A 26560-nucleotide genomic window follows, 5' to 3' on the forward strand; every position below is an offset into this window, starting at 1 on the left:
CCATATAGCTTATTTATTAAGCATGCGTTCAAATCGTGGTGTTAGCTTGTAGTCTGTGCCCTGTATCGTTTCAAACGTCACAACCCGCGGGTACGGCAATTTCTGGGCATACACTTCGTTGTTATTATCCACAATATACAAGTTAGCAGGCAACAAAATAGCACAGTTGCTACCTTGCTCGGAATAAATATTTCCACTGGTTACTTGTCCATTCTGCCATGCAAACGATACTTTAAAAGCCCCCCTCGCTATCATATTATGCACTTCACCTGCTTGCCAAGCTGCATCGCTCGGTAAGGCAGGGAGTAAACGAATTACTTGGTTTTCACCATGACTCTGTAACAACATCTCCGAAATCCCGGCAGTACCGCCAAAATTTCCATCTATTTGGAAGGGAGGATGCGCACAAAACAAATTCGCATAAGTGCCTCCACCGTTGCGCATATTAATCCCCGTTGCTTCAATACCCACGGGTGTTAATAACTCGTGTAATAAAGTCAACGCATGATCGCCATCACCCAACCTCGCCCAGAAGTTTATCTTCCAAGCCTTCGACCATCCCGTACCACCATCACCTCGCTGCCGCAAAGTTTCCCTTACAGCCTTTGCCAATGCCGGGGTACCCCAAGGCGTAATTTCATCGTAAGGGTGTAAACCGTATAAATGCGATACGTGGCGGTGTTGTGGTTCAGCATCTTCCCAATCATGTAACCACTCATTTAAATCGCCTTTTGCGCCCACTTGGTTAGGGGCTAACCGGCTACGTTTCTTCTCCAATTCCCGCGCAAAAGCAGCATCTTTTCGCAATACTTGGGCAGCTTTAATGGTATTGCCAAAAAGCTCACGTGCAATTTGCATATCCATTGTAGGACCCATCGCTGTTTGCCCTTTAAACCCATTCGGCATAATGTACGTGTTCTCGGGTGAGTTCGACGGGGCTGTTACCAACCATTTGTTGGTAGGCTCTTCAATCAACACCGAACTAATAAATTGCGCCGCTCCTTTTAACACGGGGTAATACTTCTTCAAATAAGCCGTATCGCGTGTATAGTTGAAATGTTCCCACACATGGTTACATAACCATGCCCCACCTGTAAGGGTAGAGCCCCATTCTGCCCCTTCTCCCGGGGCTGTAAACCCCCAAGGATTACAAATCACGTGCGCTACCCATCCCGGTGCATCATAATAAGCTTTCGCTGTACGCTGCCCGGGTTTAACTAAGCCGGCTATGTAAGTCAACAAAGGCTCCGTTAATGTACTAAGACCATTTGCTTCCGCCAGCCAATAATTCATTTGTAAGTTGATGTTGATATGATAGTCACCATTCCAAGGTGTTTGATATTCCGTAGCCCACAGTCCTTGCAAATTAGCAGGCAAACCTCCTGGTGCAGAAGAAGAAATGAGTAAATACCTTCCAAAGTTGTAATACAACATCGGTAATTGTGGATCTGCTTGATGTTGTGCATAACGCACCAGCCTTTCCGGTGTAGATAAACTATCTACCGCCGTATCATGTGCTTTTAATTTAATAGCTGTTGTATTGTATAGCAGCCCATGTTCGAATACATGGTAATCGTAAATCGATTCGTAGGTTAAAGCCTTAATGTTATCAATCACCGCTTTAGCTGCCGGGTAAGGATTAGGCCCTCGCTTAGCAATATTGTGAATATTATAGTCCGTTTTAGCAGAAATCACCAACAAGCATTCATTCGCATGATCTACATCAATACTGGTTTCGTTTGTACGCTGCGACCCACCCTTCGCCAACACCTCCAGTATAGCAGCATATTTCAATCCCGGTTCATTCCCATTAGGCAATTGCCCATTCAAAATAACACTGTTTTTACCCGTGGATATTACCACGTGCTCATGCCTAAATAACCGGGCCGAGAAACTGATACTCCCTGGTTTATCTGCCGTAATGCGTACAATAATTGCCTGCTGTGGTTTACTCACAAACGCAGTTTGTGTATACGTAACCCCGTTCCGCTGCCACGTGGTGGTAGCCACCGCCTTCTCCAAATCGAGCGACCTGGCATAATGTGTATAAGCAGCCGTCGTATCTTTCCAAGTAATCAACAAATCTCCCAAAGTTTGGTAACACCCATAAGGTACATTCGCCCCTGCACCATTACCCGACCCTTTCCCCAAAGAAACAAACGCCGTCTGCAAAATTCGCTGCGCCGCCTGGTTATCACCATTTAATAAATACGATTGAATAGCCGGCAACACCTTGTGCGCCTCCGGGTTATTAGGATCTTCAATTCCCCCCGACCACATACTAATCTCATTCAACCAAATTCGATCCCTATTAGGATTCCCCGAAATAAGCGCCCCCAACGACCCATTTCCCAAAGGCAAAGCCTCCGTAAATGCCGCCGCAGGCCCCTTAAAAGAAAGCGTATGCGCCCCTCTTTGCGCCTCACCTCTCAATACCGTTAACAAACCAATACACACCACCGCGCTCACCTTCCAATACATGCTTCTAAAAATTGACACCATAATGGGATTTCATGTTTTTGTATCAAGCCCCCCGTGGAAAGGACCCTATAACACATAAGTACCAAAAAAATCCCAACATTCAAAACCACCCACACTATTGTACAAGAAAAGAATAAAAAAGTGTCAATAATCCCAAAGTTGCCCATACACCTACAACTATTTCCACTATCCAATCAAACCTCCACCCCCCCAACCCCTCGAATAACCCAAACCCCAACACCACAGGCACCACAAAGCACAAACGCCGTTCACCACAGTACCACTAAAGCCTAATCACAGCCCCGATCCAACGGCCACGAAGTGAATTGGCCGTTGGTCCTCCTTTCTTTGGTTACTTTCTTTGGAGAAGCAAAGAAAGTAACACATTAGGATCTAACTAAAACTAGCATAACCGATCCCACATAAAAATAAAAAAGCACGTTGGATAAAAACTTCCAACGTGCTTTCAGCAAAAAAAGAATTACTTACTTAGCAATAATCCCTGCCTTAATCATATCATCAATCACCGTTTTACTAAAATCAGTCGCTAACTTACCGGCAGAGCCAGGATCAAACGACTTCGTCTGCGCAGAATACAACAACTTCCGCTGTGCTACATCGTAGAAATTCACCTCTAAAACGTAATTCGTAGTAGTCGTATAATACCCTGGATCGTATAAACGGTTGTACATAAAATTGTACGACCAATAAAAGTTGTTATAATAGCCCCAATAAGGCGAGTAGTAATAAGAACCTGGGTAATAGTTGCGTTCCTTCTGTTTATCTAATAAAGAAATCACAAACGCGCCATCAAACCCATCGCTTGTTACTTTCTCTACCGCTTTCTCTTGATCATTTTGGTCGAATACTTTCGGGCCATATTGCGACCAGGAAGTAACGGCGTTGAAACCTCTTTCTTTTAATGAATTCGCCATAGCATTCTCAACACTCTCGCGGATATCGCGATCCTTGGCCCCTGCCATACCGGCAACAAGGATTTTATTGTATTGCTTCAAGGTTACATCACTCGCTTTCCACGATGAAGTAACTTGTGTACTATTACAGGCAAATATGGCCATGGCGATGACGGTGGCAAACAGTAGTTTTTTCATACTAATTGGTTTATAGTTTTCCTTAGTTCCTACTGTAATAACAATCCGCCAAATGAAAGGTTGCTCTTTTATTTGCTCACAGAATCAAATAAATTCAATCCCATTTTTTTCACCATGTGTTGAATGGCTAATTGCGCTTTCACACTATTGCCCGCCTTGTCTAATGGCGGCGCAAACACACAAATGGCCATCTTACCCGGAACTACGGTTACAATACCCCCTCCAACACCACTTTTCGCCGGTAAGCCTACACGGTATAACCAATCGCCACTACCATCGTACAAACCACTGGTGGCCATAATGGCTAGAATGCGGGGTACGTATTTTGTGTCGATGATTTGATCTTTTGTAACGGGTTGCTTACCCCCATTGGCAAAGGTGGCTCCCATTATAGCTAAATCACGGGCCGATACACCGTAAGAACACTGGCGGGTATATAAGTCGCAAGTCATTAACGGGTCGTCGTACATTCTACCGTACGATTGTAGCAAAAGCGCAATGCCTTGGTTATGTTGGTTTGTTTCCGATTCAGATTTATACAGTTCTTCAATCACAGGTAGTTTTCTACCCGCAAAGCGCGTAAACCAAGCATCTATTTTTTCCCATTTTGCTTGCTTATTCGGCGCTTGTACAAAACTGTTGGTAGCCATGGCCCCTGCGTTTACCAGCGGGTTCACTGTGCGTTGAGGTTCTAATTCTATCGCTATCACAGAATTAAAGGGCATACCTGTAGCATCTACACCAATACTATCTTCTATTTGTTTCAAACCACGTTCTTGCATAGCTAGTGCCAGCACAAATATTTTAGAACAAGATTCTATCCCGAATTCATACTTCGTATCGCCTAACTCGTATACCTTCCCATCAACGGTAGCTACCACTATGCCGTATAGGTTTTTATTCACATGATCTAAATACGGGATGTAATTCGCATTCGCGCCACCCGTGTTTGATTTAAATTGATCGTATGCTTCTTGCATGGCTGCTTTGATCTCCGATTCCCTGGGAACTTGTGCCATAGCAGTGATGCAAAGTAAGCTCATTGCGCAGGAACCAATAATGTGGAGAAAGGTGCGTTTCATATGCTACAAGGTTTAAGTACTTAAAATTTATACAACATGGAAAACTGTAAACGATGATCGTCGCCACTACGCGCATCCACCGTTTTATGTTTCCCGTAGAGATATTCAAGACCCACTTTTACAAATTTGCCCGGGTAGAATAACAAGTTCGCTACAGCATAATCTGTATACGCGTAATCGGTGCCGGCTTGCGATTTGTCGTACGTAACGTGCATGTGCGACCAGCCCACTGTACTACTCCATTTATTGCCCCACCAATGATCGTAGAAACCCATTAACGCGTACACGGGTAATGATTTTACAACGTCATTCGGCTTCAGAATAGCGTCGTAACCCAACCCGCCTAAATCATTAAAGTAACGGGCAATACCTTGGCCATAGGTGGCCTGGAAAACGAAGTTGTCTTTGGTACGTTGACTCAATTCAATCACACCGGTTAAATTTGCGCCCCAACCAATTTCATTATTGTTCTTGGTGGCGGCGTCTTTATATGTAATAGGATGAAACAAGCCCGCTAATTGTAAATGCGAACTTGGGGTGATGTTGTAACGAAATTGTGCTACTACATCAGGGTAAACGGTGCGCGACGAAATGCCCGAATCCGCCGGGAATTTTGTATCGCTGCCAGGGTTTTCCACAGCTAAAGCCAAGGTAGTATTCTTAGAAAGCGGCTGGGTGTAACGCAATTGAATCTGCCTTACAAACACCATCGCATTCGGACCTTCATAATCAAGTATGTTGGGGAATACATCTATATCCATAAACGTTGACCAGTACTGCCCTGCACCCCAACGACCAATTTGCCCCCAGGCATGCCTTAAACGGGGCGTAGAGGTACCATTGCTATTGAATAGATCTAGTTCGAAAATCGTTTTCAATTCGCCTTTGGTAGTGTTGGAGGATGAGGAGATGGTTAAACGCGTTTGCCTAGGACTGAAGGTGAGCCTACCTTCGGAAACATTGTCAGCAGGAATGGAATTCGTTACGAAAGCATCTGTTGACCCTATTTGTTTGAAGTCGTAAATAAAATCCGCTTGCACATAACCGCCTATCGTAAGGCGTGTATTATTCATATCGGCTACTACGAAACCACCATAACGGTTGCCTTCAATAGCAGCACGCGTTTGTGTACGGTCTTGGGGAATGTTCCTTTCAAGAAAAACCTGCGCACGGTGGAATCGTTGTTCTAAACTATCTACTCGTCGCTGTAAGGATAGGATGGTCGTATCTTGGGTTTGTGCTTGTGCAGCAAGGCTACTGAGCATAACCGCACAAACACCGGGTAATAGAATTTTCTTCATAGCGTTTGTCGTTTCGTGCTACAATAGGTTACTATGTGGTTTGCGGCTGATGATGAAAGGTAGAACCACAAAAATGACGGTACCACCTGCTACCATAGCTACGTAAGAAGCTGGGCTACCAACCGGTAACTGGGTAGGAGGGAAGAAGGCCACCACGAAGGAAAATAGCGTAGCTAAAAAACCAATACCTGCAAAAAACCACATGCCGCTATTACCACCAGGTACTTTATAACTGCGTGGTAAATCGGGCTGCGTATAGCGAAGCTTAATGGCCGCCGCGTACATTTCCAAGTACATAATCAAGTATAAGCCAATCGTTAAGGCACTCAATAAAAAGAACGCCACACTTACGTTATCCATCACGAAATACAAACCAGAAAGGATGGTTACAATGGTACCTTGTACCAAGAGAATGTTTTGCTGTATACCGGCTTTATTCGTTTTCGCCCAGAAAGGCGGTAATACACCTTCTTTCGCGGTCGACAATAAACCTCTACTTGGCCCGGCAATCCATGAGCTAACACCGGCTAATACGCCAAAGGCTACGAGTATACCAATCACGGAAGTCATCCATGGTATATGGTACTTCGCAAAAATCGTTTGGAAAGCCTGCATTAACCCAGCTTGCAAATCAATTTGGTCGTATGGCAAAATAGTAGCTACTGCCAAAGAGCCAAACGTGAACAAGGCGAAGATGATGATACCGGCTAATAAGATAGATTTAGGGAAATCCTTCTGCGGGTTGGGCAATTCTTGTGCATGTACGGCATGTACTTCCACACCGGCAAACAAGAGCAAAATACCCGCTAAAAACGCGATATCGCCCATGCCGGAAATATGTGGGAAGATGCGGGGATGCACATGTCCATCTACCACCTTTACAATTGTACCTTCTGCATTTGCAGGGTGTAAAAACTCGATGGTATTACCTTGCAAAATATATACAATGGCAATAAGAATAATTACCACACCGGGTATAACCGTACCTACCACGAACCCATAGCTCGTTACTTTACTGATAAGGTCGGTTCCTTTTAAGGCTAAGAGCGTAGCCAACCAATAAATGGCGATTGAGAAGATACCCACAAATGTACCATTGTTGGCCAGCTCGGGTTTGCCAATGGTATAGGCAATGGCTGCGGCTGCAAAGGCTAGCACAGTAGGGTACCATACCACGTTTTGAATCCATTGTAACCAAATAGCAAGGAAGCCGAATTTGGCGCCGTAGGCTTCTTTCACCCAGGTATAAACACCACCGCTTCTATTCCCAAAGGCAGAGCCCAATTCTGCGGCTACTAAAGATGCCGGGATTAAATACAAGATGGTGGCGAAACCAATATAAAAGAACATCGTTAATTCCTCTTTCGCCATCATGGGCAACCCGCGTAAACTGATAACAGCCGCGGCAGTCATTAATGCTAGGCTGGTAGTACTGATGGTAGTGGATTTTGTATTTGCCATATGCCGATTCGCTTTAGGAGTGTGTGTAATATTTTCGTGTACGCATATACGTTAATATGCACCCTGCGATGCTCGCAGGGTGCATGCGTTATGAGGGGGTAATACTAGTTGTGTGCATAACCACCCGCTTCTTTCTGGGTAAGCGGCTTGGTAATCGGGTGTTCCTGGAAGTATGCAATGGATGATTTCACGTCTTTGATGAACAGGTCGGCCATATCACGGCTAAACCCGTGGCGCACCAAAATACGTTGGATAATCACATCGTTCATGTTCGATGGCAATGGGTACGATGGTACTTGCCAGCCACGCATGCGTAAACGATCACTTAAATCGTACAGCGTAAAGCCGGGATTAATACCTTCTTTCATACGCCAAGAAGCACCGGGAAGGTTGCCCCTACCATTATAGAACAAGTCGAAGTAGCCAAGTTTTTCAATCTCGTCGGCGATATAAGCAGCATGATCAATACACGATTGCATGATCTGTTTATAGCCTTCAAAACCCAGTCGAATGAAATTATAATACTGTGCAACAATTTGCCCGCCCGGCCTCGAGAAGTTCAAGGCGAACGTAGGCATGTTACCACCGAGATAATCTACATAGAAGATGAGATCTTCCGGTAAATCGGTTTTCTCGCGCCAAATAGCCCAACCCACACCCAGTGGCGATAAGCCGTACTTATGGCCAGAGCCGTTGATAGATTTTACGCGTGCTAATCTGAAATCCCATACGAGATCAGGACTTAAAAATGGTGCAATAAAACCGCCACTGGCCGCATCTACGTGAATAGGAATGTCGAGACCTTTTTCGGCTTGTAGTTTATCGAGGGCTTCACTAATGGCTTTTACATCTTCGTATAAACAAGTGAAAGTAATACCGAGCGTTGGAACAACGCCAATGGTATTCTCGTCGCATAGCGCTATCACATCTTCCGGTTGCATGGTAATTTTACCAGGCGATAAAGGCACTTCACGTAATTCTACATCAAAATAACGGGCGAATTTATGCCAGCAAATCTGGACAGCGCCGCAAATTAAATTGGGTTTGTCGGTAGATTTACCAGCCGCTTGGCGCTTTTTACGCCAGTTCCATTTCATAGCTAAACCGCCTAGCATGGCAGCTTCGCTGGAACCTGTGGTAGAACAACCGATGGTGTCTTTGGCACTGGGCGAGTTCCATAGCTTAGCAAGAATATGTACACAACGACTTTCAATTTCCGCCGTTTGTGGATATTCGTCTTTGTCGATCATGTTTTTATCTAAACAACGATCCATAATTTTGTGCACTTCATCGTCTACCCATGTTTGACAAAAAGTGGCGAGATTTTGTTTCGAATTGCCATCGAGCAATAACTCATCAATAATAACATTATACGCTGCCCTTGGGTCTGAAGGTTTTTCAGGCATCTGGTACCTAGATGCAATGGACTGCAGGGCTTGGCCGGCATAAACGTCGGCGTTTTCATCGGGCCTGTTTACCAAATCTTTTAATAAGTGTAGTGCCATAGCGTTTATTTTTTATGAGAATAGACTGTTAAAACGAATGGTTTCCTATGATGTACATTTGCAATAGCACATCAAATATTGATATATCATTGAGTGAAAGCTGAATTGGGTTATCGTTTCATCAGATCGAAAAAACATCTCATCTCGAACAGCTTACGCAATTAGTTAATTAGCAACCGAATAGTACCAGATAAACAGCAGTAAGGGAAGAATTGTTAATAAATCAGCCAAAAAAATACATGTTATAGTTTTGATGTATAATAAGTTATAATTATTTATGTGTGATAGCTATATATGTCATACGAACGAATAGATACCCTTTCGTGGGTAGATGTGAATGGGTAGTAATGGGAAAAGATGATGGAGCATAGCATGTAGTAGTAAGTATGATGATCGTTCGTGAATAGTATGGCAAATTCATTATGGCTTGGTGACGAGAGATGTATTTGTTGTTGTGCTTTCCCGCTTGTAAATAGGTAGCCTCCCTGTAATGTTCCTGTACCTACCATGTAGCGCCCAAGTAACTCCCATGTAACCACCATGTAACACCCCTATAACTACCCTTATAATCTCCTTATTACACCCTATGATTTACCTTTATATGATCAAAGCTGCACCTTACTCTACCTTTATAAAAACCTTCTAAAAGCGTATGCTTTACCCACCACAATACGCAGAAAATTCATTATCTTCCCTATAGCATTGTATTTGTTGTAAACCGTTTTATTAACCCCTTTAACATTGAAAAATGGGAAAGATTATTCACCTATATCAACACCTCGAACAGGCTGCTTGGTATACACCCCGATACAGCCATGTTCCCCCGCAAAGTCGTAAAGCTACCAACTGGCAAGCGCCCCAGTATGAAAGCATTCGCTCGCACAGGAAGGAATTCGGAAGAGCCGCGCAAACGGCTGCCGATGTACAACTGGCATTTAAAAACATTACCACGGTTTTCCGTGATGCTTCTATGTACCGCAGGCTTTCTTCTGCCCTCTTCCACATCCTAAAAAGCGATACGGCCCATAAACGCGGCGAACGAACCGTGGAAGCGGGCAATATAAAAGCACTACAAGGTTTCGAGTTTAACAAGAATATGCCCTTCCGCCGTACTTGCAACATCAACTATAGCGTACAGCTCGATCGCCAACAAGGGAAGGCACACGTTATTATGCCCGCGTTTATGCCCAAGCACGAATTACGTGTACCTAGAAATGCTACCCACTTTAAAGTAGTAGCCGCTGTACATGCGATCGATTTCGACCATAACCGCTCAGATGGAAATTGTGTTATTACCAATACTTTAGCGCTGAACGAAGCCATCACGGAAGGTTTTACCCTAACGATGGACTTTGCTAAGCACGATCCTCGCCATCTATTTGTATCTGTTGGGATTGTTTTTGTAGAAGTAGAAAGCGGGCGTGAATACTTGGTGAAAGGAAATACACAGAATACCATGTGTATTAGTCATGTATTTGTGAAACCTTCTGTAGTAGAAGAAGAGGAAGTACCGGTTGTTACAAGAACAAAACAATCGCCCGCTAAGCGAGCAGTTATATTTGATCACTTCAATAGCTTCAAAGCAGTTAGGATACCTACCACGGGTAACAATACGCGTCAACAACATCGTCCCATTATAAGACGCAAACAACACCGGGTAGAACAGGTAGAGTGAGGTTGTAGAAAAGGGAAAGATAAGGGAACCACGCATAGTAAAAATGAATGTTTATATAGCCTACCCGCTATATTTATGTCATCATTTACATAGCGTTGTGTAATAAATTCCAAATTAGTTTTACATTCGGAACGTGGTAGTACAACCCTTAATTTTTTCTTATGAACATGCAATCCTTCACGAGCGATATTTCGCATAAGCCGTTCCCCGTTTCCGAGAAAGTAAGTGCACGGTCGTTACATCATTCGATCTTTAATTACATCAAACAACAAGAACCGGGGTTCGATGAAAAGTGCTACTTGTCATTGTCGGAATTGAACCGTTTCCGGTATAAATACATTGCCGATACCATGGTGCAAGATTTGGGTGAGTTGGATGAATTAGAGAAGATTGTAGTGAATAAACTCCGCGACCATGGCAGCTTAACACGGGAATTGCAAGACGATGAAGATGATATCAAACTTTCCTTTGGGCAACGTTTAGCCGATAAGGTAGCCGATTTTGGTGGTAGCTGGACCTTCATTGTTTCCTTCCTCGTGTTTATCGCTATTTGGATGGCTGTGAATATTTACTGGTTAAGTAACCGGGCCTTCGATCCATACCCTTTCATTTTGCTGAACTTGATCTTAAGTTGTTTAGCCGCTTTCCAAGCGCCCATCATCATGATGAGCCAGAATAGGCAGGAAGATAAAGATCGTCAACGCGCGAAAAAGGATTACATGATTAACTTGAAATCAGAATTAGAAGTGCGGATGTTGCACGAGAAAATGGATCATCTTATCATTCATCAACAACAACAATTGCTGGCCGTACAAGAAGTACAAGTAGGCATGATGAAAGACTTAATGCACCAAATCTCCACGATGCAGAAATCCCAAGACAAATCATAAATCCCTTACAGTGCAGTTGCGCAAAATGCCTGCGCGGTATAAACAGCAACGAGGCTATACAACATGCGTGAGGTCTCGTTGCATAGCCCTGAACTGGTGGTAACATGGCCTGTAGAACCGGTGAAATAGCTAACTGTTTGTATTACATAACTGTAGTGAAAAACAAACCTGTATAATCGGCCTAAACGGGCCATAGTAGCAGGAAAAATAATTGCACGTTAGTGTCAAAAATAATAGCATTACTGCTATGAAATTGCAGTAAGATTCACTAATTTACAAGACACAAACGGAAAAATGGGAACAGTACCCATGGAATTTTAACCCTTTTAAAAGCTTTTTCTATGAAGAAGATCTATTGTTTTTGCCAGCACCCGGTTACTTATCTTGAATGGAGTAAAATCTTGCCAATGCAGTGATTGATCTCGTTATTAGTCCATTATTCATTGATATGCCAATTATTTTTAGCTCGTCGCGATAGTAAGTAGAGAAACTTTATTGTTTAGTGTACCAGCTTTTTAGTAGCCCCAGATCTGTGTAGCTTTTACACTGAACCACCTATTTTACCATTTACCGAAATATATATTTATTTACTTTAAGACCGGCGTTAATTCTTGTTTGGCAGTTGGTACAATTTCGAGGCATGATGCTTTTTGTTCCAATTAGTAATTCATTAAATGACACACAAAATGGTTTTACAAACACCAGGTTGCCTGCACATGAACCACCTACTGCAAGCAAACCGAGCGATGTTGCCTTTACATGCGAATTTGTCACCACCCTAAGGTGCCCCGTGTAATTTCACATTGTTTATAATGCAGCCACGCACGCAATATAGGCAAACCAGGGAGGCAATAATTTCCTTGGACAGCAAACCCGCAGATGGAAGCACGAAACGCGTAGCACTTAACTTAACTGTATATTCCTGCATACACTTATTACTGCCGCCATCTTTATTTCATCATCTATTAAGACCCCCTTTGCCAAATGCCAAAACGTTATTTCGAACGACTACAGACTATTGATTACTTGATAAGGATTAAAGGTACCGGTAAACCCGGCCAACTCGCAAAACGCCTCCGTATTTCTGAACGCACTTTATACGAATTCTTGAAAATGATGAAGGATTTAGGTGCACCGATCGAATACGATCGCTATAAGGAAAGTTATTATTATACGGAGAAAGGCGGCTTCAACATGCGGTTTACGAAAAGCTTAGGCGTAATGTTGATCCTGCTTTGCATGGTAATCTATTAACAGCATATTTTCAAAACAGTAAAACCCCAATTAGCACGGTATACCGGCTAATTGGGGTATATTTTTTTACAGTATATAAGCCATTACAAATTCTTCGGTAAGTTAGCATCCACCGGCAATGCATCATACAAATCTATCCAATCCTCGTTCGCCGCATCTATCAATACGCGCTTGTCCTCATCACTATACATTTCCTCTAATTCCTTCAACCTAAATCGCGCCACATCTAAGGCATGGTAGAACTCGAAATACACCAACTTGGTGACTTCCACTTTCGCAGCAAAAGGCCTGTTTAAGCCTGTTTTCAGTTGTTTAACTTGGTGTTGAAGGTTTTCTGTGAGCGACACGAGGAAATAGTTATGCGCCTCGTTGGTCATGATGTAAACATTAAAATTACCAGGATACACGGTACTTAATTTTTAATGATGAAATCTCTACAGTTTCACACGCACAGAGTTTTCAAATTACAATTACATAAAAGCTCGAGAAACATTTATAGCAGCATGTTGCATGCATGTTGGCATAAACTGAAACGCAACATTCCTATACACATTTGAATAAAAAAGAGGTGCGCAGAACGCACACCTCCTGTCTTTAATAGTTAACTTGGAGTATGTGTAAGAATCTTAGTTGTGCTTCAAAAATAAGTATACAATAGTACTATTCTTCCTATTGGGTTCGTGTTAATAAGTTGTTAACCGCTTGTTAACGGCTGTATCTGCTTGATTGGCAGCGCCTATTTTAACCGTTCCGTGTGAACACGTGTATACAAAACGTTACTTGCCCAGTTTTAGTATATAGCATTCACTACAATTATTCAAATAGCGCTATTCAATGCTAAAATCCTATCGCTGGCATATATCCCTGCTTACTATTTTTATAGCATCCAAAACAACCTGGTTATGCGTCTTTTCCTCGTTATTATTCTGAGCTGCTTCAGCTTCTCTTCCTATGCGCAACAAGCGAAAGATTGGCTCATTAATAACGATGCATTCAAAACAAATATTCATACCGGTAACAATCAATTAACGATTGAGAACGGGTTAGCCAAACGGGTATTTGTGATACAGCAAAACCTCGCCTGCATAAGTTATCAACAGCTGCAAACAGGCGAACAGTTTATCCGCGCTATTCGCCCCGAAGCTATCATTACACTGAATAACCATGCTTATAACATCGGCGGTTTATATGGTCAACCACAACAAGCTTACCTCCTTGAAAGTTGGTTGACAAACCTGCACGCCCAGGAAGATGATTTCCAATTCATGGCCTACCAAGTAAAAGAAATCGATCCTTATGTAGCATGGAAGCCCAACTTATGGGCAACAAATACAACCCATGCAAAAGGAAAAGAGCTCGTATTGCTTTTCGAACACAATGCTTTCCCCGGCTTGAAAGTACGTGTACATTACGCACTGTATAACGGGTTGCCGCTCATTTGTAAATGGGTAACGGTAGAGAATACCGGCAACACCCCGGTACAGGTGAACCAAATTGTAAACGAAGTATTGGCCACGCCTGAAGAAGAGTCGGCCGTGTTCAGTGCTGCCGGTAAAATGAAAACCCCGCACAGCTTATACATAGAAAGTAACTATGCTTTTAATAACGCCATGAAGGCCAACCTAAGCGATCAAACAACTCATTGGAAGATAGATTCATCCTATACATCGCAAGTGAATTACGACTACCAAACGCCTTGCCTCTTGGAAGTATACCCGCCTCAAGGGATGAACATGGCTGTACAACCCCAGCAATCCATCTCCTCCATTAGAACATACGAACTACTACTCGATAGTTACGACCGCGAAAGAAACGGCCTCGCGCAACGCCGCATGTACCGCGCCATTGCCCCGTGGACTACCCAAAATCCCATTTTCATGCACCTTGTTACCACCGACAGCGCCAAGGTGTTACATGCCATTGATCAATGCGCAGCTACGGGTTATGAAGGGGTGATTCTTAGTTTCGGTAGTGGGCTTAATATGGAAGATACAAGCGCGGCCAATATTCGCCGTTTTAAATACTTCGCAGATTATGCACATGGTAAAAAGATTTTGCTAGGTGGGTATTCCCTTTTTTCTAGCAGGAGAATTAGTGAAGAAGATGATGTAATTGACCCGGAAACCGGGGAGCGGGGACATGCATTTTTTGGCAACGCCCCCTGCCTTGGTAGTAATTGGGGATTAGCATATTTGTCGAAACTAAAGCGCTTTATTGCTGCTACAGGATTTGATATTTTCGAGAATGATGGTCCTTATCCCGGTGATGTTTGCGCTTCTACCAAACATCCCGGTCATAAAGATCAATACGATGCACAATGGGCACAAATGCAATTGCAAAAATCGCTCTACCATTGGTTGAACGAGCGTGGGGTATATATTAATGCACCAGATTGGTATTTCCTCGATGGTACACATAAAATTGGATTAGGTTACCGCGAAGTCAACTTCTCCTTACCCCGCGAACAACAAATGATTCTCAACCGTCAAAACATCTTTGATGGTACTTGGGAGAAAACGCCCTCGATGGGCTGGGGCTTTGTACCACTCACCGAATACCAAGGTGGCGGAAAAGCGGCTACTATTGAACCTTTGCACGAGCATATTACTACCTATCAACAATTGATGATGCAATACTACGGTGCCGGTATTCAAGCTTGTTACCGTGGCCCACGTTTGTACGATACAAACGATACGAAGCAAATGGTAACCAACACCATTGCTTGGTATAAACGCTATCGTACAATTCTGAATGCCGATATTATTCACTTACGCCGGGCCGATGGGCGCGATTGGGATGGTATCATGCATGTATTGCCTGGCCATAAAGAACGCGCGTTGGTTATGTTGTACAATCCTTTAACGCAACCTATTACACGTAATATCCAACTACCTTTGTATTACACCGGTATTGCACAAACGGCAAGTATGCGTGAACAAGAAGGTGCTGCCCGTAAATATAAACTGGGACGCGATTATTCCATTACAATAACCGTAACTATACCAGCCGGAGGCTACACTTGGTACGTTGTAGAAAGCAAGGATGAATAATCAACCTGTAATAGTTAAAATGCTACCAATAAAGCTGTGCGCTTTGTACTAATTTGTTGGTATATCAATTATTTGCACATTCATTAATGATCCACAATATGAAAAAACGCTTCCTTCTTTGCGCAATCACTGCGCTGATGGCGATGCAACAACCATTACAGGCGCAGAAAAAACTCTTTAAAGAAACAACGCAACAAAAAGCAGATCGCATGCAATGGTGGACAAACGACCGTTTCGGTATGTTCATCCACTGGGGCCTCTACGCTATGCCTGCCCGCCACGAATGGGTACGCAATGCAGAACGGTTAACCGATTCGGCTTATCAAAAATATTTCGATTACTTCAACCCCGATCTCTATAATCCGAAAGATTGGGCAAAGATGGCCAAGGCTGCCGGTATGAAGTATGCCGTGCTTACCGCCAAACACCACGAAGGTTTCTGCCTCTTCGATTCTAAATTCACGGAGTATAAATCCACTAACACACCCATTAAAAAAGATCTCGTAAAAGAATACGTCGACGCATTCCGTGCCGAAGGTATCAAAGTAGGTTTCTATTATTCCCTCATCGATTGGCACCATCCCGATTTCACGATCGACCGTAACCACTCGCAAAGGGTAAATACGCCTGCCGAATACGAGAAACTGAATAAAGGTCGTGATATGGCCAAGTACCGCGAATACTTGAAAAACCAAGTACGCGAGCTCCTTACAAACTATGGCAAAATAGATATTCTCTGGCTCGACTTTTCCTATCCTGGTCAAAACGGTAAAGGAAAAGATGATTGGGGTTCTATTGAATTAATCAAGATGGTGCGCCAATTACAACCGCAAATTATTGTAAACGATCGCCTCGATTTGAAAGAGTACGACGATGCATGGGACTTTGTTACCCCGGAACAATATAAAGTAGCGAGCTGGCCGAAAGATGAAAAGGGGAATAAGCTGTATTGGGAAACCTGCCAAACCTTCTCTGGCTCATGGGGTTATCACCGTGATGAAAACACTTGGAAAAGCACGCAGCAACTATTGGTATTACTGATCGAGTCGGTAAGCAAAGGCGGTAACTTGCTATTAAACGTAGGCCCCACTGCCCGTGGTATGTTCGACTACCGTGCACAGAACGCGTTGGGTTCCATGGGTGAATGGATGAAGTTCAATGCTGCTTCCATCTACGGTTGCACGGAAGCACCGGCCGAGTATAACAAAATTGATCAAACCCTCCTCACCTATAACCCGAAAACCAAGCGCTTGTATGTGCACTTGGTCGACTATCCATTATCGCGCCTAGTATTACCAGGCTACGAAGGGAAAGTGAAATATGCCCAATTCTTACATGATAATTCGGAGATTAAGATGACGGCTAGTAACGGTCATTGGGACAATAGCGATTATAAAAAAGGAGATTTAACATTAATCTTGCCGGTAACCAAACCAAATGTGGAAATTCCTGTTATAGAATTAGTTTTAGCAGAGTAGGTATATTATCAGCAGAGAAAGAGGGAAAGCGGAAGACAGGCTGCTTTCCCTTTTCTTTTATAACGGGTACGGGCATACGAAAAAAATATTGTAAATATTTAAACAATTAGATGTTCCAACCTGTTATATACCTCGAAGCTTAATTAGCAACGCAAAAATGAATTATTCGTCTATTGCTTACCCCGAAACTTATTCGCAATAGCGCAAAAGATACTGTAGACGTGGAATATGAAATGGCCGGTCTCTTCGTGAGCCGGCCTTTTCATTGTTATAATTGTGTGTTTTTGTGAGCTGTAGTAATAGGATGAAGCGCTCGTTGTGTCACTCCCTTCAACGTAGGTTTACGGCTTCATCTCTTTTAAGAAACGCTGTGCTTTCAAATAGTTAGCGGCGGTAGATGGGATTTTCTCTAGCCATTCTTTACACAACTTCTTGTCTTTCTGTTTATAATAACTTAACCCGATATAGAAAGCCCCTTCATATTTAAACAAAGATTCACCGTTGTAAATCTGTAATAAGTCGGCCCGTGCTAAGTCGTACTGTGCTGTTTGGTAATAAGCTACCCCGCGGTGATAAAGGCTGAAGGCATCTTTGGGATTACGTTGTACTTCTTCATTTAAATACGGCAAAGCTTCTGCGTACTTGCTTTTATTGAAGTATGCTTGTGCTTTTTCCATGGCTGTAGTAGAGGCAACCCCGCGTTCGGTGGCGCTCGACATTTCTACGGGAGGGTATCGTTTGGTGATATCTTTATTCCAAGGTGCAAATAGTAAAACGCTGGCGATCACGGCGGCGGTGGCAATAGCCGAGTATACCATGCGGCGTACGCCGCGCACACTTACTTTTTCTTGTGCGAAATAGGTAGCCCGGTGATCTTCTAGCTTTGCACGGAGGTGGTCGCGTGTTTCATCGGGTAGCAGCGTTTTTTTCAATTGGTCGTTGGCATTTTGCCATTCAACCAAGTTCGCTTGCAAATTGGGGTCCGATGCCAGTTTCTGTTCGAACGCCGCTTTTTCTTCCGGTGTCATATCACCGGAGAGATACTGGTCGATATATACGTAATCCTGTTCGTTCATTAGATTCCCCATTTTTTAGCATTAGATTTAACGGCCGCGATTAGTGCAGCCATGCATTCGGATTTCTTTTTGCGCAGGTAGCCATACGTGACGCCCAGCGCGGATGCTATTTCTTCTTGTGATTGTGTACCCAACGATAGCTGGATGATTTCCCTGCAACGGTCGCCCAATTGTTCGAACATCGCTTTGAACAGGTGTGCTTGTTGCATATCGTGCCAAGTGTCTTCGGCCTGCTTGAAAGTATCTTCTCCAATAGTAGATTGCTCATCTATATCGATTGTTACCCCTTTACGGCCACGTTTTTTCAACTCGTTGAGCCACTTTCTTTTACAAATCAATAGTAGGTAAGGCTCGAAAGGGCAGGTGAGAATAAGCTGCTTGTATTTGGCTTGGTTATAAATATCTACCAAGGCTTCTTGGAAGATATCGGCAGCATCATCTACAGAACCACTATTCTGCACAACGAAGCCCTTCACTTTCTGTGAAAACCGTTCGTAGATCTCTGTAATGACCTCGGATTTATTCTGTAGCAGTCCTTCTATATAACGCTGATCGGCATGTTGAACATTTGCAGCCATTCGATATTGTTGGGTGTTAAGTTGAGTGTGGCTGGGACCACGGTAATAAAGATAAAGAATTTTGAAAACCTATTTTCCATCAATCGATGATCATCCTATTAAAGTCTTTTGTAGGCACTCTTTCAGCCTGCAAGACAGGAAATAGGCAGAATTTTTTTTACTTACATTAAACATATCCACAATTTAATTGTCTAACTTGCCGTTTTTGTCCACCTTTCGGGCAGGTAACAATTTCCTGTTCGTGTTGATATAAGCATGTTAAGGGACAGTAAATTTTCATGCTTTAAAACGTATTCTATGTACTTTATTGGATGTACGATCGCTTTTTGCCTATTGTTTTTGATTATTGTGAATGTAATTAAGCAGGTGCAAGAAGCATCAAACAAAGAGAAAAACATTGAAACACCAGGGGCAAAAGAAATAGTACCGGTAGTACCAAGTACTAGTAATGATTTAACCGTTATCGTTGTGAAACCGACCGTTGAAGAGGAAGTTGTGATGTAATTGGTCGCGGTTGACCAGGTATGTTTCTTTCTTGCAAACACATGTTTATTGAACCAGCATTTTCCTATGCCACAGGGGGATAGTATGCCCAGTTGTTAGGTATAGGCGGTATTCTTTACAGCAACGTTCAACCCCGTTTTCATAGAAAGTTATTGTAGTGCCTCAACCATGTTCCTACGAACCAACCGGTATTGGTTATTAAATCTAGCATTATGTATTACAGGTGGTTACTTTTCACGTTCTGCATGTTGGGGTGTGCCTTCACATTCCGTGTTGCTGCGCAATCTGCGCCGCCCGTTCATGATTCTATTCCTGCAGAAATGGACGTTCAACAAGACGAAAACAAAGTGCAAATACAAGCTAAACTGCGCCCCCTTCGCCAAATTGCCGGTGCACCCGCCGCATTTTATACCTATTTCTGGGAATTCGGTGATGGCAAGTTCAGCTTCGATATGACACCCTTACATACTTACCGAGATACAGGTGAGTATAACCTCCGTTTATATGCTACTAATAATTACGACGATGGAAAGGCGCCCACAAGCAAGCCTCGCCGTGTGAAAGTGAAGAAGAAAACATACGTAGCTTCTAACGGTCACCAAAGCAATTTCTTCAAAACCCAAGGCAGCATAGAAATGAAGATCAATCGTATGCCCCGCCCAGGTGAAGAAATGGTCACCATTATCGGCTACCGCAACCAAGCCCCAAACGGCAGCGGCGATATGAATGGTGCCCTTGTACTTTTCTATAACGAAAAACAATTCAAAACAAATAGCTTCGATCTTGCCGATACACGTACTTACCACGGAGAACGAAACTTCTCGGCCGATTCTATGTTCGCCATGTTGGCAAACGATAACGATTACCAACTAGCGGGTACATATACACGCAGCGGCCCCCATGCCCTGCCTAACGTAGATCCTACGCGTAAAGCAGCCTTCGCGCAAATCATCGCCGAGAAGCAACAAACCTTTAAAGCTCAACATATTTGGCGCGTAGAGAACTTAGCTGCCGGTGAAGAACAATTCATGTTTTTATCCATGAATACCTTGCCGGAAATGATCAAGGATACCAATGCCGTGGTTACCTTCAGCGGTATGTTTGTACCCGAAGATCCCGCTAAGCCAATAGAACAATTCGACCTCGAAATGCAAATAGTGGCCTCGCACGATCCCAATAAAATGCAACTCAAACATCGTTGGATGAACTACCGCTTTGTAAGCAAATCGAAAGAGCTTACCTATAAAGTGCAGTTCCAGAATACAGGTAAAGGACCTGCCAAAACAGTGAGCGTAGGCGTTAGAGTGCCGGGCATGTTAAGCTCGAATACAGTGGAATTGGTCGATTACTCACCGAAATGTGTGCTGTGCGATTCGGCATATGATCGGCAGAGTTGCTTAGATACCATTATTAGGAAGGATAGTATCTTTTTCGTGTTTAAGAATATTTACTTACCTGGTATGCAGCAAGATGGCGTAAGCGATAGTGATTCTACTAAAGGTTTTATTAAATACAGGGTACGTTTCAATAAGGAACTTAAAAAATTACCTTTCTATAGCCAAGCGGCTATTGTGTTCGATAAGAATGAACCCGTGATTACGAACCGTTCTTATGGTCGTTTTAAACCGGGTATTTCCATTGCACCAATAGCTGGGTATAATATCCTAACAGGCAATGAATCGAAAGATACCCTTTCGCCCACAGTACAACGAAGGCAAGTAACCTTGGGTGTTGCCGTGGCGCCATTTGCACCGTATCGATTGTATTGGCAAGTGGAAGCCTACTTGAATGTGCATAACAAAACACAGGAATTAACGAGTGTTGATAACCAACGTCGCGATACAGCCGTGGGCGACCGGAAATACATGGTGCGCAGCCGCGAGCACTACACCATTCGAGAAGTAGCGTCGTTAGATGTAGTACCGGTTCATGTGCGCTATAACTTAAATCGTTTTGTAGGCGTAGGTATAGGCGCGATGGCCACTGCTTCTATCTCCAATAAAGTTAGCACCAAGCAAATAGCTTACCTGCTCGATGCGCAGGATGGTTCGGAACACCAGTTCCAATCGGCTACCCCATCTAAAAGCGATGGCTTCGATATTTGGGGGGCTGCTATGTTTGCCGATGTGAATGTAGGATTGGTGCGGGTAGGACCAAGCGTTGGGTTTAGATATATACGTTACTTACAAGAACCAACGAATAAGTTCTTCATTTACGGGATTTGGCGTTTTTAAGTATCTTTAAAAGGTACTATCAAATCCTACACCAGCATGCTGTTAAAGCTAGCGCGTATTCTTTTATGTAGCTTCATGATCGTAGGCCACGCTGCTGCCATTACAAGGCAAGATTCGTTGCCACACCTATTGCAGCGCGATTTAGATTCTTTACAAAAAGCAAACGACCTCGAACAATGGCTTTACTTGCGCATGGATTACGCTGTAGAGAAACCCGCAGCGCGTTTACCTTATTTATTATCTACTAGTACCCAAGCATGGCGCCAACCCAAAGATGAATATGAACGCCAAGCATGGCTCGATTTATTAACCTACCAAGGATATTACCAAATGCTGGCCGGTCAAATTATCGGTAGCATCCAAAGCTATGAAGCAGCGTATAAATATTACTTCGATCAACCACTTCCACATAACGATATTGTAGAGTTTGTTCTAAAGCCACTGGGGAATAACTATACCCGTTTAGGCGATTATGCCCGCGCCGAGTTTATTCTCCGGAAAAGCTTGGAAATTTCCGAAGCAGAAAAGGATGCACAGAAAATGGCCGCCAGTTGTTGCAACTTAGCCGTAGCTGCCCTTACCCAAGAGAAATACGATACCGCGAAAACATATGGCCGCCGAGGCTTACAATACGTGCAAAGAAATTCCGGCGTAGATGGATTACTACATTCGCTCATGGCCGATGTGTACGAGAAAACAAACCAATTAGATAGCGCGCAGTTCTATGTACAACGAGCCATACAAGTATTAAAGCAGGTGCCGGTTACTAAAGGCGTAGATGTATATTATTGGCAAACATCGGCCTTGGAAGCGGCAGGGAATATTGCCTTGAAGAAGAAGGAATTCCAAGCAGCCGCGAAAGCATACGGAGCAGCCTTGCAATTATTGCAGCAACATTACGGGGCTACCCGTAAACGCGAACAAGCACGCTTGTATGTAAAACTTGGCAACTTGTATGTATTACAACAACAAGGAGTCAAAGCAACTGCTTTGTATAACCGCGCAATCGAGATATTTATTCCTACTGCAGCACAACAAAACTACCTTCCACGCGAACAACAATTATACGGTGAATACACATTGGCCGATGCTTTACAAGGGAAAGCCAAGGCTTTGCAATTACAACAACAGCATGAAACAGCCTTACAATATTTGTTACTAACATTTATCGTGGAAAGAAAGCTGCAACGCGAATTCTTCAACAGGCAAACAAAACTTATTCACCAACAAGCTTCTAAGCAACTTGCTGAAACAGCGATGGATGAAGCATTTGCTTTGTGGCAGGCTACAAAGCAAACGAAGTATGCTAATATGCTCTTGCAAATTAGCGAGTGGAGCAAGGCGCAAGCTTTACAGGAAGAAATTAACCAAGCCATTGCATATAGCCGTGCGAACCGGAAAGATTCATTACTGATCAAACAACAACAACTCCAACAAGCCATTACTTACCACGAACGCGAAATAGCAAATGCTAGTGGAAATGCTGCGCAGCATCAAAAATCAAGGGATGAATTAAACTATAGCTTGTCGTTATTAAAAGAACAAGTAAAGGCTAAGTACCCGGCCATGTATTCGAATGAACAAACATTCAATGTCGACGAGCTATGCAAAGCACTACCGGCAAATGTACAAGCGGTGAGTTATTTCGCGGGTACGCAACATATGTATGCCTTGTTGTTAAATCAAAAAGGTGTGCAGCATATAACGCGGATCGATAGTGCTTCGGCGAAATTGCAACAAATGCGAACATTCGTGGAAACCTACTTTCACAACGGGCCATCGGCGATGATGAATGCACCGAAGCAATACTATACGCAGGCGCACGAGATGTACCGCTGGTTGTTAGCGGGTTTGCCGCTACAAACAGGCAAAACAATTTTGTTAGTACCAGATGGCAATATTGGATACCTGCCTTTTGATGCATTGATAACAAGTCCACAGTTTAAGGAAAACCCGCAAGCATGGCCGTATTTTATTAAGCAACATATTTCTACACAAGCCTATTCGTTACAAACGTTTGTGCAGCAGCAACATCAACCCAGCAAAGCTGTAAAGAATGTACTAGGCTTTTTTATATCGCAACCGAAAGGTATGCCTGCTATTCCTGCTGTGAAGAAAGAGAGCGAAGCGATGCAACAGTTTGTGCAAGGTGATTTTTATAATGATGAACGCGCTACGCGCCAATTGTTTACAGAGAGGATGGCGGGAGCAGATGTACTGCATATATCTACACATGCCAGCTTATTGGGCGATCCACCGGTATTAGCACTCCACATGGCCGACGATCCATTTTATTTATTTGAACTTTACCAGCATAATTTCCACCCGCAATTAGTTGTATTAAGTGCCTGTAAAACAGGTGATGGAGTACTGGCAGAAGGCGAAGGAATTATCAGTCTTTCCCGCGAGTTTGCGGCCTCTGGTGCCCGTGGTATTATTGCCGGCTTGTGGAATGTTAATGACGCAGCGGCGGCCCAATTAACGGGTGATATGTATAAGTATTTATCTACCGGGAAACCGGCCTTTGCGGCCTTGCACCAAGCAAAATTGGATTGGTTAACAAAAGAAACAGCCAACCCAAGTTTGCAATTACCTTATTACTGGGCCATGTTAACCTATGTTGGCCATCACCAGCCGGTTGAACTTATTGCTGTTCGGCCATTAGTATGGACACGTTGGGTGGCTGGTATAGTAGCTATCGGCTTGCTGCTTTGGGTTTGGATGCGCAAGTGTATTTTCCGGAAAAAATAACCATTTATGAGCTTGGCTGTTAAATAACATGATAACCGTTAGGGATTTCTTCATTCATTAATAGTGCAGGTATGAATACAGCCAGGATAGATCGTGCCTACTATATGCACATGATGCTTAAATTGGAAGCATTGTCCACTAAACTAGATCACCTTCTCGATCATATAGAGAAACCGGGTTTGCCGGGTATTTTTCAAGAAAAAATCGACCTAGAGGCCATGTCGGCCTGCTGGGAAAAGTACTTTAACCGGTACGAACATCTCGATCCCGGGAAGTGGATGCGTGGGAAATAAGCATACAATACCTTACCAGCTACCATGTATGTGCTAGACAAATTGGTGTATGCAGTAGGATTTAGTGAAAACCAGTGGTCGTGCATGTGTTTTCTACGTGGAATCAAGCGTACAATGTAAACCTTACTTAGCGGGTTGGGCTTGGTCAAAATAACAACCAGGGTAAATGCCGTCGATTAACTTATAAAGGATTTCCCTGAGTTTCTCTGTATCCTCTTTTCCAATGATATTTGAATAAAACTCATCTATCTTCTGCACCGTGGCGCTAGAAGCTAGCATTAATTCTTTTCCTTTCACGGTTAAGAAAATAACAGTTGCACGGTTGTCGGTTTCGTGCTTTTTCGTGTAAATAAAGCCCGCTTGCTCCAAGCTTTTCACCACTTTACTCATGGCCTGCTTGGTAATACGTGCTTTTTTCGCCAACTCGTTATTGATCGTACCTTCCAACTTAATATTCGCCAATAATCCCATATCGGCGATTTTAAAGTCGGGATACCCCAATTCCGCTAAGCCCTCCGTCAAACGGTTGTCAATATCCTTCTTGGTCAACGCCAATAGCTTTATTAACAACTTGTTCCGCTTGTCCAGTAAGCCCCTAATTTGCTCATCTAAGATTTTTTCCATCATGTTGGACGTCTAATTAATTGATAAATATAGGATTGCCTATTATTCTTCTCCAAATAATCGACCATCTTTTCTACAAAATTAAAATATTATTAAAATATAGTCAACTTATTTGTCTTTTTAGTAAACCCGGTTTACCTTTGTCCTCGAAATTAGAACATAGACATGGAAAACACAAGTAACAACCCTCGCAAAGGGAAATTAGTAGTAAGAATCATTTTTATATTGATTCTCGTGGTTGGTGCCATCTTCGGTATTAAAACTTGGATGTATGCCCGTCACCACGAAACGACCGATAACGCCCAGGTGGAAGGTCATGCTGCCCCTGTTATTGCCCGCGTATCGGGTTATGTGAAGGCGTTGGACGTTCAAGATTACGGTAATGTAAAACTAGGCGACACCTTATTAACGATAGATGATGCAGAGTACAAAATTGCATTACAACAAGCTGAAGCGGATTACCAACAAGCGCAAGCGGACTTATTATCTGCACAAGCCAGCTTAGGCAACTCACAAGCTAACTTACGCGTTGCTGAAACAAATGCTCAAGTTGCTTTAGTACACAAAAACAAAGCTGCTGCCGATTTGAAAAGAGATCAAAACTTGTTCAACGACCAAGCGATCACGAATCGTCAATTAGATGATACAAAAGCAGCGAGCATGTCGTACGACAAGCAATACCAATCTTCCTTAGATCAAATTGATTTAGCGAAATCAGCGATTTCAGTTACGTCTACTAAAATCGGTCAAGCACAAGCTATCTTAGCTTCTAAAGCTGCTTTGGTAGAACAAGCTCGTTTAAAACTAACTTACACGCATATCACGGCTAACATCACCGGTAAAATCGGTAAAAAAATGTTAGAGGCCGGTCAATACGTTCAAGCTGGTCAAAGCCTTTTCACTATTGTGGATGATAAAGGTTTCTACATCGTAGCCAACTTTAAAGAAACACAATTAGCGCACATTTTCTTAGGTCAAGAAGCAGAAATCGAAATCGATTCTTACCCAGGTTTGGTGTTAAAAGGTAAAGTGGCTGATATCTCCCGCGCTACCGGTGCAAAATTCTCTTTATTACCTCCTGATAACGCTACAGGTAACTTCGTGAAAATCGTTCAACGCGTACCTGTTAAGATCATTATCGAAAACGCTGACCAATACATGGACAAATTACGTAGTGGTTTGAGTGTGGATGTAGCTTTAAAATACTAATC

Annotated in this window: 20 protein-coding genes; 10 read left to right on the top strand and 10 right to left on the bottom strand. The window is 43.2% G+C overall.

Annotated features, from left to right (window positions below; translation table 11 throughout):
* Positions 1 to 9: 9 nt before the first annotated feature.
* The 6 genes from LX64_RS02805 to LX64_RS02830 all read right to left on the bottom strand — a co-directional run bounded on the left by LX64_RS02805 (position 10) and on the right by LX64_RS02830 (position 8942).
* Positions 10 to 2502: a glycoside hydrolase family 95 protein gene (locus LX64_RS02805; RefSeq protein ID WP_111596073.1), complete on the bottom strand. Its 2493-nt coding sequence runs from the start codon at positions 2500 to 2502 to the stop codon at positions 10 to 12.
* Positions 2503 to 2966: 464 nt separating this feature from the next.
* Positions 2967 to 3593 (bottom strand): hypothetical protein, encoded by a 627-nt coding sequence (locus tag LX64_RS02810; protein WP_111596074.1) that lies wholly within the window; start codon positions 3591 to 3593, stop codon positions 2967 to 2969.
* 68 nt (positions 3594 to 3661) lie between these two features.
* Positions 3662 to 4675: a glutaminase A gene (gene glsA / locus LX64_RS02815; RefSeq protein ID WP_211324716.1), complete on the bottom strand. Its 1014-nt coding sequence runs from the start codon at positions 4673 to 4675 to the stop codon at positions 3662 to 3664.
* A gap of 20 nt (positions 4676 to 4695) precedes the next feature.
* Positions 4696 to 5976 (bottom strand): DcaP family trimeric outer membrane transporter, encoded by a 1281-nt coding sequence (locus LX64_RS02820; RefSeq protein WP_111596076.1) that lies wholly within the window; start codon positions 5974 to 5976, stop codon positions 4696 to 4698.
* 18 nt (positions 5977 to 5994) lie between these two features.
* Complete coding sequence (locus tag LX64_RS02825; protein ID WP_111596077.1) at positions 5995 to 7437, bottom strand: APC family permease; 1443 nt, start codon at positions 7435 to 7437, stop codon at positions 5995 to 5997.
* 104 nt (positions 7438 to 7541) lie between these two features.
* Complete coding sequence (locus tag LX64_RS02830) at positions 7542 to 8942, bottom strand: glutamate decarboxylase (protein ID WP_111596078.1); 1401 nt, start codon at positions 8940 to 8942, stop codon at positions 7542 to 7544.
* A 748-nt stretch (positions 8943 to 9690) separates the two neighbouring features.
* Here LX64_RS02830 and LX64_RS02835 point away from each other — a divergent pair.
* The 3 genes from LX64_RS02835 to LX64_RS02845 all read left to right on the top strand — a co-directional run bounded on the left by LX64_RS02835 (position 9691) and on the right by LX64_RS02845 (position 12761).
* The gene (locus tag LX64_RS02835) at positions 9691 to 10617 is read left to right on the top strand and encodes a hypothetical protein (protein WP_111596079.1); all 927 of its coding nucleotides are present in this window, start codon (positions 9691 to 9693) and stop codon (positions 10615 to 10617) included.
* A 161-nt stretch (positions 10618 to 10778) separates the two neighbouring features.
* The gene (locus LX64_RS02840) at positions 10779 to 11507 is read left to right on the top strand and encodes a DUF1003 domain-containing protein (RefSeq protein ID WP_245952523.1); all 729 of its coding nucleotides are present in this window, start codon (positions 10779 to 10781) and stop codon (positions 11505 to 11507) included.
* A 984-nt stretch (positions 11508 to 12491) separates the two neighbouring features.
* On the top strand, positions 12492 to 12761 hold the full coding sequence (locus LX64_RS02845; protein WP_111596080.1) for an HTH domain-containing protein: 270 nt from the start codon (positions 12492 to 12494) through the stop codon (positions 12759 to 12761).
* 83 nt (positions 12762 to 12844) lie between these two features.
* On the opposite strand, the gene LX64_RS02850 is transcribed toward LX64_RS02845, so the two are convergent.
* Positions 12845 to 13138, bottom strand: a complete 294-nt coding sequence (locus tag LX64_RS02850) for a GIY-YIG nuclease family protein (protein WP_111596081.1) — start codon at positions 13136 to 13138, stop codon at positions 12845 to 12847.
* 525 nt (positions 13139 to 13663) lie between these two features.
* Here LX64_RS02850 and LX64_RS02855 point away from each other — a divergent pair.
* Complete coding sequence (locus LX64_RS02855; RefSeq protein ID WP_111596082.1) at positions 13664 to 15811, top strand: alpha-galactosidase; 2148 nt, start codon at positions 13664 to 13666, stop codon at positions 15809 to 15811.
* Between the two features lie 98 nt (positions 15812 to 15909).
* Positions 15910 to 17289, top strand: coding sequence for an alpha-L-fucosidase (locus LX64_RS02860; protein WP_111596341.1), 1380 nt, complete (start codon positions 15910 to 15912; stop codon positions 17287 to 17289).
* 341 nt (positions 17290 to 17630) lie between these two features.
* On the opposite strand, the gene LX64_RS02865 is transcribed toward LX64_RS02860, so the two are convergent.
* Both LX64_RS02865 and LX64_RS02870 read right to left on the bottom strand, forming a co-directional pair.
* Entirely contained in the window at positions 17631 to 18365 is a 735-nt protein-coding gene (locus LX64_RS02865) for a hypothetical protein (protein ID WP_111596083.1), read from the bottom strand.
* On the bottom strand, positions 18365 to 18943 hold the full coding sequence (locus LX64_RS02870) for an RNA polymerase sigma factor (RefSeq protein ID WP_111596084.1): 579 nt from the start codon (positions 18941 to 18943) through the stop codon (positions 18365 to 18367). The genes LX64_RS02865 and LX64_RS02870 overlap by 1 nt, the downstream gene beginning before the upstream one ends.
* Positions 18944 to 19240: 297 nt before the next feature.
* On the opposite strand from LX64_RS02870, the gene LX64_RS02875 reads away from it, so the two are divergent.
* The 4 genes from LX64_RS02875 to LX64_RS02890 all read left to right on the top strand — a co-directional run bounded on the left by LX64_RS02875 (position 19241) and on the right by LX64_RS02890 (position 24725).
* Entirely contained in the window at positions 19241 to 19447 is a 207-nt protein-coding gene (locus tag LX64_RS02875) for a hypothetical protein (RefSeq protein ID WP_111596085.1), read from the top strand.
* Positions 19448 to 19659: 212 nt separating this feature from the next.
* Positions 19660 to 21681 (top strand): PKD domain-containing protein, encoded by a 2022-nt coding sequence (locus LX64_RS02880; RefSeq protein ID WP_148707168.1) that lies wholly within the window; start codon positions 19660 to 19662, stop codon positions 21679 to 21681.
* Positions 21682 to 21717: 36 nt separating this feature from the next.
* Entirely contained in the window at positions 21718 to 24432 is a 2715-nt protein-coding gene (locus LX64_RS02885) for a CHAT domain-containing protein (protein ID WP_111596087.1), read from the top strand.
* Between the two features lie 71 nt (positions 24433 to 24503).
* On the top strand, positions 24504 to 24725 hold the full coding sequence (locus tag LX64_RS02890; RefSeq protein ID WP_111596088.1) for a hypothetical protein: 222 nt from the start codon (positions 24504 to 24506) through the stop codon (positions 24723 to 24725).
* Between the two features lie 123 nt (positions 24726 to 24848).
* Here LX64_RS02890 and LX64_RS02895 read toward each other — a convergent pair whose 3' ends face one another.
* The gene (locus LX64_RS02895; RefSeq protein ID WP_111596089.1) at positions 24849 to 25352 is read right to left on the bottom strand and encodes a MarR family winged helix-turn-helix transcriptional regulator; all 504 of its coding nucleotides are present in this window, start codon (positions 25350 to 25352) and stop codon (positions 24849 to 24851) included.
* A 162-nt stretch (positions 25353 to 25514) separates the two neighbouring features.
* On the opposite strand from LX64_RS02895, the gene LX64_RS02900 reads away from it, so the two are divergent.
* Positions 25515 to 26558 (top strand): HlyD family secretion protein, encoded by a 1044-nt coding sequence (locus LX64_RS02900; RefSeq protein WP_111596090.1) that lies wholly within the window; start codon positions 25515 to 25517, stop codon positions 26556 to 26558.
* Positions 26559 to 26560: the final 2 nt, after the last annotated feature.

The organism is Chitinophaga skermanii (assembly GCF_003259335.1).
GTDB classification, from domain to species: Bacteria; Bacteroidota; Bacteroidia; order Chitinophagales; family Chitinophagaceae; genus Chitinophaga; species Chitinophaga skermanii.